We start from the raw sequence: 6,602 nt of genomic DNA on the forward strand, positions 1-6,602 counted from the left end.
CCACGCTGCGCTTCCGTCAACTCAACTTTCATCGCTACACGCATGATTTCCCCTCCATATGACAAGGATACATGCATATATATAATAAGTCTTATTATTTATGACGCACTACACTAGGAATCATCGTATCGGCGCCAGGAGGGAGTGACATCCTTTCGCACCGACGCATTGGGTTCACACGCTCACGCTAGAACTGCCTGAGCTCGCGCTCCGCGGCTCACAGTTCAGCAGGCCTTCAGCAAGACATTTTCTTGTCTGCTACAATAAATTCCCTCGGGATAAAACCCTTGCAAATCCCAGCGCTCGCTGGCCTCTTTGACTATGAGTGAAAGACATCATGGGAACGCTTGTCCAAATTATTTACGTCAGCCGTGCAACGTCACCGCCTGGCCGCCCAGAAAACGGCATCGACCCGGCAGTGGCGCGCATCCTGGCCAAATCACGGTCGAACAACCGGAAAAACGGCCTCGTCGGTGTACTGTATTTCGGTGATGGCTGCTTTTTCCAATGTCTGGAAGGCGACGAGGCCGCAATCGACACGCTCTATGCCAAGCTGGAGCAGGACGCCCGTCACAAGGACCTGAAGCTTATTTCCCGCAAGTCGATTGCAGCGCAGTCATTCAAAGACTGGTCCATGAAATATGTGCCGGCAGAACAGGCCATGAGCAGGCTGCTGCACGCCAAAGGCATGGCCACGTTCGATCCATACCAGTTCGATGTGGCGATGACGCAGGAAGTGATCGCGCTGTTGCTGCATGCCAGCGCGCCACTGGAAGCGGCGGCGCCGGTCGTCCAAGCCGCGTCGGCACCCGTGTCGGCCCCGCTGCCTGCCAAGAGCAGCCCCAGCACAATAAAGATTGCCTTGGTCGTCGTTGCATTTCTGGCCGTCGCTGGCCTGCTGTTCGCGGTCTTGTCGTAACGCACACGTCGGCACGGGCAGTACAGCTTGCCCAACGCACAGCCGATCACGCGCTGCGCTTACGCGAAAAACGTGGAACGGCCGTGTGCATCCCTGCAACTGGCGCCGTCCGGCTGCATCTCGCGCCGGTATCGATCGGTCCGTCGCATAAATCCCCTCCTCGTCGCAGTCTCCGGCAAAGTGGCACCAACTTAACCCACTTGCGGAGCTTGCCATGCTGATTCAGATCCTGTCCCACACCCCACTCTACGTGTGGGCCATTCTTGCTTTGCTGATTTATCGTGGCATAGTGGCGTTGCGCGACCGCGAGATGGCCGTTCGAAAAATGTTCATCATTCCCGTCATCATGCTGGCCCTGTCGCTGCAGGACATTGTGGCAAAGTTCGGTACCGGCTTGCTCCCCTTGTCCGCCTGGGCCGGCGGTGCGCTGGTGATGACGCTGCTGGTGTGGAAATTAAGCAGCGCCGGTATCAGCGCCGGGGCCGACGCTGGCAATGTGCGCGTCCACGGCAGCTGGGTGCCGCTGGTGCTGATGATGGCAATTTTTTGCACCAAGTACGCCACGGCGGTAACGCTCGCCGTCGAGCCGCACGCCAAGGGCAATGCGCTGTTTTCGACTGTGGTGTGTGTTTTGTTTGGCGTCTTTAATGGTTATTTCCTGGGTCGACTCGCTCGCAACCTGAAGTGCCTGCAGCTATTGCGTCAAACTGCTGGGACAAGCAACTATGTGACGGCCATAGCCTGACTCCACCAGCACTCTGGCGCTCCGGGAATATGGCCGGCATCGAACGCGATAACGTCGCTTTTCATCTGGCAGAAAATACTGAGCGCGTGTGGGGCGAGAATGCAAGTTTCAGCATTGGCGTACTCGGACTGGAAGCCCTGTACGACGAGTACCGTCATCTTTCGATCCAGGTGGGTCCTCTTGAACTGAAAGCCTGGGGCCGCCGTGAATTCCACCTGATCGTCGCCTCCGGCGTATGTTTCCAGTTCTATGAGCGCGCCCCGGGAACGATAACAAGCGTTTGACGATCATCGTGTTCGGGACGGGTGCTATGATTGCCGCATCCTCTATTTCCAGACTGGCGTGCGCCTTGACTATCTCTCCGACCCCGATCACCGCAGCACTGGCTGGTATTTTCTCCGCCGTCGCCTGGCCGTTGCTCTGGTCCCGCTTTGTCGTACCGGAGTCTGCCGGGACAATTGCGGCAGTGTTCATCACGCTGCTGGTGATTGCACTGCCGGCCCATGCCTTTGTCGTGGGATTTCGCCCAAGCCAGAAGCAGGGAACGCGAGCAGTCGATACCGCTCTGCTCGTGCGCATCGGCGCGTGGGTGCTGGCCGCTGCGGTCAGCGTCCTGATTGCCGCTGCAATACGAAGCTAGTGTCACAGCGGACTCACGGCGCGTCAGGCGCGGCCGGGCAGCTTCCAGTCCGGACGCACAAAATGGCAGGTGTAGCCGTTTGGAATACGCTCCAGATAATCCTGGTGTTCGCGTTCCGCTTCCCAGAATGGGCCCGCCGGCGCCAGTTCGGTCACCACTTTGCCCGGCCAGATTCCTGAAGCATCGACGTCCAGCATCGTCTCTTGCGCCATCTTTTTCTGTTCATCGCTCGTGTAATAAATTGCGGAGCGATAGCTGGTGCCAAGATCGTTGCCTTGGCGGTTTTCGGTCGAGGGATCGTGGATCTGGAAAAAGAATTCCAGAATCTGGCGGTAGCTCAGCTCTGACGGATCGAACACCAGTTCGATCGCTTCTGCATGGGTGCCATGGTTGCGGTAGGTGGCATTGGGCACGTCGCCACCGGAGTAGCCCACGCGCGTGGACAGTATCCCCGGCATGCGCCGGATTAAGTCTTGCATGCCCCAAAAGCATCCGCCGGCAAGGATCGCCGTTTCTGTCGTTGTCGTCATGGTTTTCCTTTACGTGATTGCTTAATTATATCGGGGTGATACCTCAGTTTCCAAGGGCACGCGGCAAGCGCGCATCATCAGGGTCCGGGCGGCAACAGCTGGCCGTCTTGATCTCAGCCGTCCATCAGCGTATGGTAGTTGCAGAAATAGCAGCGCAGTACGCCATCCTTCAATCAACTTGGGAGCTCATATGAAACGTGTTACCGGCATTGGCGGCGTGTTCTTCAAATCACCCGATCCAAAGGCGCTGGCCGAATGGTATCGCGTCCATCTCGGCATGAATGTCGAGCAGTGGGGCGGCGTGTCATTCCAATGGTCGGGTCCCGATAATCCGACCGGCCTTGGTGCGACGATGTGGAACCCGTTTCAGGCCGACACCGACTATTTCGCGCCCAGCCGTGCATCGTTCATGATCAACTACCGGGTCGACGACCTGCACGCCCTGTTGGCTGCGCTGCGCGCCGAAGGATGCCAGGTGGAAGACAAGGTCGACGAATCGGAATACGGCAAGTTCGGATGGGTCATCGACCCGGACGGCAACAAAGTCGAGTTATGGCAGCCGCCCGACGGCCAGTAAGTTATCAGTAGCGCGCCCAGTAAGTTGTCCGTGAGGGCAAATCTCAGCAATGACATCCTCCAGCCTTGCCGCCGAGATATAATAAAATGATGAAAATATCAATAGCCAAGGCAGCGCTGGCCGCGTTCTTCGCGTGCGTGAGCATCCCGGTTGTGGCCGAGGTCCAACCCACTGCCAAGTTGGCAGTGGGCATCGACGCCAAGCCATTCATTCCCCGTTTTGCAAGGGTGGAACAAGCCGCGCAGACGGTGTCCATGGATCTGTGCGACCGGCCGGTCTATCCAAAATCTTCGCTGCGCAACGAAGAAACCGGCACGGTGGTGCTGCGCTTCAAGATTGCAGCGAGTGGCTTGATCATCGATAACACGATTGCCCGCAGCAGCGGCTTTCGTGAGTTGGACAAATCGGCGTTCGCCGGGTTCAGCACCTGCAAGTTCCGTCCCGCTACCATCGATGGCCGCGCGGTCCCGGCGTTTGCTTTTATCTCTTACGTTTTTACACTCGAATAATGCGCAGCCTACTCTTCAAGCTCGTCCTTCCCTTGCTCGCCTTGAGCGCGGCCCCCCAGGCTTTTGGCGCCGTCCAGTGCGATGCGACGAGGGCGATCAAGCTGAGCAGCGAACAGCTTGCCTTGGCAGCGCAGACCGAGGCCGTCTTGCGTAACGGCGGCATGACGCCTGACCTTGCCAATGTGGACGCTATCCACTCGCTGTCGTTAAGCCAGTTCGCAGGCTATCGCCAGCGTGAGGCGACCAGCACGGCGCACGTGGTCGCCACGATCTGGCAACGGGAGACGCCGTCGGCAGCCATTGCCGCGCGCGCCTACGTTCATGCGCAACAGCAGCAGGCGCAGACCAATTGCCCGGCGGCGGAAGAGTTATTCAGCACCGCGCTGGAGATTGCACGCAAAGCGCTGGGCGATGGCGATATTCTGACAGTACGCATCATGCACGAATTGGCTATCCTGTATCGCCTGCAGCGGCGCCTGCCCGAGCGCCTGGCGCTCTACCGCCGCATCGCCGACGTGCTGCGTGCCGATCCAACGCTTGGCGCCCGCTTGCCCGAGCTCTACCTGGAAATGAGCGACATGGCGTTCCGCAACAAGGATTTTAAGCAGGCAGAGCAGTACGCGCGCGACGCGATGGCGCACCTGGACAAGGGCGCCAAGCCGCCGCCGCGTGCCGTGGCCACGGCCTTGTACGAAGCTGCGGCTGCGCTGTATGCCCAAAACCAATTGCAGGAAGGCGACAAACTGCGTGATCGTGCCAACACCATTGTTGGCGCGGAGGGCGTGGCCAAGAGCTCCGCGCCGCAAGCTGCTGCGGTCGATAGCGTGGCTGCCTTGTACAAGTCGGGTCAGATCGATGCTGCCCTTGCCAAGGCCTTGCAGCGCGTGCAAGCGGCCGACGCCAAAATGGCAGAACTGACGCAAGCCTTGACGGTTCTGCAGGCCGATCCTGCCAGTCAGCCGGCCTTGGCAACTGCGGCGCGCAAGGGCGAACTGGCAAAAGCCAGCCGGGCGATCGAGGCCCAGCAGCGTGACAGCGTCTACGCCCTGGCCGACGCGGGCGAACTTTATCAAAGCCAGGGGCGGCTTGCCGAAGCGGAACCGCTGTACCGCAAGGCCAATGCAATGTTAACCTGGGACAAGGCGAGCAAGTCCACGCTCGCAGCCAGGCTGGCGCGCGACCTTGGTATTCTCGCCCGAAAAAAAGGCGATATGAAAGAGGCGGTTCAGTTCCAGCAAATCGCTTACGCGAATGTGGAAAGCGAACTGGGCCCCGATCATCCCGACGCGCTCGAAGCGCAAGCCGAACTGGCCTACCTGTTTGCCGCACAAGGCAAGCTGACCGAGGCTGGCGAATACTACGCAGCGCTGGCTGCGCGCGAAGAGCAGCGAGCGGACGCCGACCGCGACATGTTGAGCGATTACCTGTTGCCCCTGGCCGAGGTGCAAGTGCGACAAGGAAATCTTTCAGGCGCTGAGTCGAACTTCAACAAAGTGGCGCTTCTGTGGCGTCAGGGCGGGACAAAAAACGCGCCTTATTTGATGGCCGGGTTAACTGGCCTGGGCAAGATTTATACGAAGCAAGGCAAAGTTGCGGAGGCAAAACGTATCGATACCGAATTGGCGGCGTTGAAACGCGCCAAGTAGGGGCATTCTCAAACACCAAGTGCATCAGCGCTGAACGACTGCGGCGTTGATCTGCGCCGCCATGGCGCGCGCGTCGTGGGCGCCGAGGATGATCCGATCCCACTTCTCGTTCGCCAGTTCAATGACAACGGGATGGGTGCCGCGGGTCCAGAAGACAAATTGCCGGTCCCCGTTCTTGCGATACATCCCCGCGTCGATGAGCCCCGGGAAACCCGTTCCCGGCGATCGCAAACCGAGCGCCAGGCCGCGAAAGCCTTCGTCGTCGGTCGCTCCCCGCACGTTTTTCAAGGGGATGCGGATTGTTCTCTGCAGTGAGGCAAGCGCTTCCCATAATTTCAAGTGCACGATCAGTTCGTCTTTGTTCAACTCAAGCGTTGGCATGGGGTGTTCCTTTGCTGTCAAGATGTTCTAAAAGTCGCGCCCCGAGCAGGCAGGCCGTCGCGTCGCCCGACTCCGACACGGCTGCACGACACAAATCGGTGACGGGCCCGTCGCCCGGGGCCAATTCCTTGAGCGCGATAATCAAGAGGTCGATCGATGCCGCGCGTTTGCTCCATCCCGGCGTTAGCGCGCCTGCAAGCGCCAATCGGAACAGGTTTTGCTTGGACCCGAAGGCTTTGTACAAACTGCCTCGTTGCAAGCCCGTCGCTGTTACCAAATCCGCGATCGACGCGGCGTTAAATCCAAGGCGGCCAAATACGTCCGCGGCCTGTGCCACGACCACATCTTCTTCAAAATTTCTGGGTCTGGCCATAAGGTGTTTTCAAGAGATTGAACAAGATGAGGGCGAGAAGACAAGGGAAGATCCGGCCGCTCCATGAAAGCGGGTCATGGCGCCATCTTGATGGTTATTGAACGATTGGTCAACAACTATCAGCGGTACTTTCGATTCCCTCTTTTGCCCGATGTGTCACTGCTGCTAGTGTAGTGCGTCATAAATAATAAGACTTATTATATATATGCATGTATCCTTGTCATATGGAGGGGAAATCATGCGTGTAGCGATGAAAGTTGAGTTGACGGAAGCGCAGCGTGG

Annotated in this window: 10 protein-coding genes; 7 read left to right on the forward strand and 3 right to left on the reverse strand. The window is 58.6% G+C overall.

All coding sequences use genetic code 11. The features are described 5' to 3' along the window. The first annotated feature begins 325 nt into the window (after positions 1-325). From ACP7D4_RS27290 to ACP7D4_RS27305, 4 genes are all read left to right on the forward strand, one after another. Positions 326-919: a BLUF domain-containing protein gene (locus tag ACP7D4_RS27290; RefSeq protein ID WP_426212518.1), complete on the forward strand. Its 594-nt coding sequence runs from the start codon at positions 326-328 to the stop codon at positions 917-919. Positions 920-1,133: 214 nt separating this feature from the next. Beyond that, a complete protein-coding gene (locus tag ACP7D4_RS27295) occupies positions 1,134-1,664 on the forward strand; it encodes a DUF6622 family protein (protein ID WP_426212520.1) in 531 nt (176 codons plus the stop codon). Between the two features lie 29 nt (positions 1,665-1,693). Further along, on the forward strand, positions 1,694-1,948 hold the full coding sequence (locus tag ACP7D4_RS27300) for a hypothetical protein (protein ID WP_426212522.1): 255 nt from the start codon (positions 1,694-1,696) through the stop codon (positions 1,946-1,948). After that, positions 1,945-2,304, forward strand: a complete 360-nt coding sequence (locus tag ACP7D4_RS27305) for a hypothetical protein (protein ID WP_426212524.1) — start codon at positions 1,945-1,947, stop codon at positions 2,302-2,304. Before ACP7D4_RS27300 ends, ACP7D4_RS27305 begins: the two co-directional genes overlap by 4 nt. Positions 2,305-2,327: 23 nt before the next feature. On the opposite strand, the gene msrA is transcribed toward ACP7D4_RS27305, so the two are convergent. Continuing rightward, positions 2,328-2,834 carry a peptide-methionine (S)-S-oxide reductase MsrA gene (gene msrA, locus ACP7D4_RS27310; RefSeq protein WP_426212526.1) on the reverse strand — a complete coding sequence of 169 codons (507 nt, stop codon included), beginning with the start codon at positions 2,832-2,834 and terminating at the stop codon, positions 2,328-2,330. 190 nt (positions 2,835-3,024) lie between these two features. Here msrA and ACP7D4_RS27315 point away from each other — a divergent pair, with 190 nt between their 5' ends. The 3 genes from ACP7D4_RS27315 (at position 3,025) to ACP7D4_RS27325 (ending at position 5,566) form a co-directional block, all read left to right on the forward strand. Beyond that, positions 3,025-3,411 carry a VOC family protein gene (locus tag ACP7D4_RS27315; protein ID WP_426212528.1) on the forward strand — a complete coding sequence of 129 codons (387 nt, stop codon included), beginning with the start codon at positions 3,025-3,027 and terminating at the stop codon, positions 3,409-3,411. 89 nt (positions 3,412-3,500) lie between these two features. Beyond that, positions 3,501-3,920 carry an energy transducer TonB gene (locus ACP7D4_RS27320; RefSeq protein ID WP_426212530.1) on the forward strand — a complete coding sequence of 140 codons (420 nt, stop codon included), beginning with the start codon at positions 3,501-3,503 and terminating at the stop codon, positions 3,918-3,920. After that, complete coding sequence (locus ACP7D4_RS27325; protein WP_426212532.1) at positions 3,920-5,566, forward strand: tetratricopeptide repeat protein; 1,647 nt, start codon at positions 3,920-3,922, stop codon at positions 5,564-5,566. The genes ACP7D4_RS27320 and ACP7D4_RS27325 overlap by 1 nt, the downstream gene beginning before the upstream one ends. Before the next feature lie 24 nt (positions 5,567-5,590). Here the strand turns inward: ACP7D4_RS27325 and ACP7D4_RS27330 are convergent, their stop codons facing one another. Together ACP7D4_RS27330 and ACP7D4_RS27335 are read right to left on the reverse strand one after the other, a co-directional pair. Further along, positions 5,591-5,947, reverse strand: a complete 357-nt coding sequence (locus ACP7D4_RS27330; protein ID WP_426106850.1) for a hypothetical protein — start codon at positions 5,945-5,947, stop codon at positions 5,591-5,593. Continuing rightward, positions 5,934-6,320 (reverse strand): TetR/AcrR family transcriptional regulator, encoded by a 387-nt coding sequence (locus ACP7D4_RS27335; RefSeq protein ID WP_426212534.1) that lies wholly within the window; start codon positions 6,318-6,320, stop codon positions 5,934-5,936. Before ACP7D4_RS27335 ends, ACP7D4_RS27330 begins: the two co-directional genes overlap by 14 nt. Between the last annotated feature and the right edge of the window lie 282 nt (positions 6,321-6,602).

This window comes from Massilia sp. TWP1-3-3, assembly GCF_049897805.1.
In the GTDB taxonomy this organism is placed as follows: domain Bacteria; phylum Pseudomonadota; class Gammaproteobacteria; order Burkholderiales; family Burkholderiaceae_D; genus Telluria_A.